This is a genomic window from Streptomyces sp. NPDC043746 (genome assembly GCF_056436485.1).
This window is the reverse complement of record NZ_JBWKCM010000069.1, coordinates 1-2422: the sequence shown is the minus strand read 5'-3', so window position 1 is coordinate 2422 and position 2422 is coordinate 1. Positions and strand designations below refer to the sequence as shown.

The window sequence follows — 2422 nt, the reverse complement described above, 5'->3', positions numbered from 1 at the left end:
GTTGGGTCGGCCGCGCGGCGAGGTGTCTGCTGAGGCAGGTCCTTTTCCGCGCGGCCTCCCGCCGAACCGGACGTGATGGTTTCCCGATCATCCGGCTCTCCAGTGACTACCGCGTGAGTGATTCAGCCGATCGTGTGACATGGATACGGTCATGACAGCTGACACAGGCCACAACTGTCTTGCGGCGCCGGTCGAGCATGACGCGTGCCCAGTCGGACGGCGGCCATCCGGAACGAGCGAGGTCGGCGAGTGCACGGATGTGATGTACCTCGACATCACCGGTGCTTCCGCAGATCTCGCAGGTATCCGCAAGGAGCCTTGTGATCAGCTCTTTCTGCGGATAGTCCACCCAGACAGGCCGACGGTCGACTATTTTCGCCGACCGTTGCTGCTGGAGGGGAATTCCACCGAACCTGGCCACCAGTGGTTTCCTGTTCTTCCGTTCAATGCGGGCCTCGAAACAGACTCGGGGCCCGTTGGGGGTGTCGATTCTGGCTTTGTGCTTGGCTGCCATTTTCGACACCGTCGAGCGGTGCCTCGCCGCGAGTGTCTTGAGCATGGAGGTCTCCATGACCCACTGCATGCGGTGCAGCCGGAAGACATCTCCGGCAAGAAGGTAGTACTGGACGATGCCCCGATAGACCGCTCCGTAAGTCGCAACGATCGCATGGTCGTCGCTATTGATCAGAGCGTTCCTCCTCGCAGGTTTCCCGCGGAACAGGTATGGGGCACATTTGGCTTTGATCACGTCTCGTGGGACACGTAGTGCGATCTGGCCGTTGACACGTCGGTAACGGCCGGTCTTCTTCGTGTCGTTGTGCTGAGTCGTGATCTCGTAGCCGAGAAACCTCGCAGCCCGGGTGCGGGCATGGGTGATCAGCGTCTTGTCCGGGGAGAGTTCCAACTTGAGTTCGTCACGCAGGAATTCCGCCAGTCGGTGCTTGATCTGCTCGGCCTCGGCTTTCGGTCCGGTAAATCCGAGGAGGTGGTCGTCCGCGTAGCGGACGTAGCGCAGCCTTCGGTATCCCGGATCGTCTGGATCCGAGCTCGGTAGGCTGACCATCTGCTGACGGAGCGTTCGGGCTTCGGCCCGGTCGCCGCGCCGGCGGGCTTTCGCCAGGAGGTTCTGCAACTCCAGGTAGGCGGGGTTGCGGGCCCGGCGGTCTCCTCGGGTGTATTCCGGTATCAGAACTTTCTCAACGAATTCATCCAGCTTGTGCAGGTAGATGTTGGACAGGACCGGGGATGCCACTCCGCCTTGCGGCGCTCCTGAGAGCGTGGCACCCCACTTCCAATCCTCCAGGTATCCGGCTGTCAGCATGTTGCGCACCAGCCGCAGAAACCGCTGGTCATGGATCTTCTCGCCGAGGATCGACAGCAGGACCTGGTGGTCCAGGCTGCCGAAGCAGTCCGCAATGTCGCCCTCGATGAACCAGGACGTCCCGGTCCATGTGTGGGCCACTTCCCGCAAGGCGGTGTGGCAGCCCCGACGGGGGCGAAATCCATGGGAGCGGTCGGAAAACGTCGGGTCGTAGTACGCCTCCAATAGGAGACGGACGACTTCACCGACGAGTTTGTCCGACCAGGTCGGTAATCCCAGCGGGCGTGTTTTCCCGTTCTTCTTCGGGATGAGGACGCGCCGGACCGGGCGGAAGCAGTAGCGCTCGTGGCGTACTGCTTCGATGATCCGGCTGATCTTCCGCTGTGACATTCCGTCCACGGTTTCCGGTGTGACCCCGGGCGTCATTGCGCCGTGGTTGGCGTAGATGCGCCCGTAGGCCAGTAGATACAACTGCGGGTTGGACAACTGTCGATACAGTTCATCACACGGCAGGCCACGCCTGCCGCGATCACGCAGGACACCCAGCACCGTTTTGGCGCTCTGCATTCCGCATACCTCCCAGGTCTCGGTGTCCGAATCACCTGGCCTCCTTCGCCCTGCGGACGGCTTTCCCGTCCTCCCTGGCCGGTCGTGACTCCGGCGACTACTACGAGGCCTCCGTCGCCATAGGATTCGCATCCCGTAGGCGATCCCACGTTCGTCTCTGTCTGTACGTTCTAGCGCGACGTAGGCGTCCCACTCATCTCCTTGAATGTCCTCGCTGGACATCGCCCCGAACTCCGGAGGTGCACCGGCCAACACAATCGATGCCAGTGCAGAGTCGGCGCCGGTTTCAGCTGTCTTTCCGGCGGATGGGAACTTGCATCTTCTGGAGATTGGGCTTCAAACAATCCAGTCTTCGCCATATCGCGCGGGCCACCCAGCACACCGTCCCTGACAACTGAGCCCGGTCACTGGTTTTCTGACATGCTCTTGTCCCCTTCACCTTTCGGATCCAGGTAAGTCATTTGGCCCAGGAATCTCCTTCCGAATTCCTCCCGGCTCAGCCGGGGATACAGACAAAGCGCCTCGTGGCGCACA

At 61.5% G+C, this 2422-nt stretch carries 1 protein-coding gene; it reads right to left on the bottom strand.

The features are described from left to right. Window positions 1-106: 106 nt before the first annotated feature. Window positions 107-1888, bottom strand: coding sequence for a reverse transcriptase domain-containing protein (locus AC0682_RS31460; protein WP_478536641.1), 1782 nt, complete (start codon window positions 1886-1888; stop codon window positions 107-109). Window positions 1889-2422 lie beyond the last annotated feature (534 nt).

What these genes read in the sequence shown, in the direction of transcription:
- AC0682_RS31460 (WP_478536641.1), bottom strand. Translation starts at nt 1,888, where the DNA reads ATGCAGAGCGCCAAAACGGTGCTGGGTGTCCTGCGTGATCGCGGCAGG.